General features: G+C 58.8%; 1 pseudogene. It reads right to left on the bottom strand.

The window, feature by feature from the left end:
* Window positions 1-243 (bottom strand): annotated as a pseudogene (locus ACWGTI_RS32995) (hypothetical protein); the annotation flags it as partial.

Raw genomic sequence — 243 nt, 5'->3', positions numbered from 1 at the left:
GGAGACCAGCGCATCTGACGCTTCTTGTTCATGCGGGCATTGACGAGGCTGTTGGCGGCACTTTCGGCCGGAGAAGTTCTGGGCCAGATGGGTGCGAAGATTTCTGACCAGTTCGGACAGGCGCTTGAGCTTGTTGTTGGTGTGTCGCAGCCAAGCGTGCTGGTCCAACTGGGAGAGCATATGCTTCACGGCTCTGGTTGCCTCCCTGACGTATCCGCTCCAAAGGAGATGCCGAAGCCTCGG

The sequence above is a fragment of the Mesorhizobium sp. ArgA1 genome (assembly GCF_053714375.1).
Note: the sequence above shows the minus strand (reverse complement) of the source record. Positions and strands in the feature narration are given on the sequence as shown.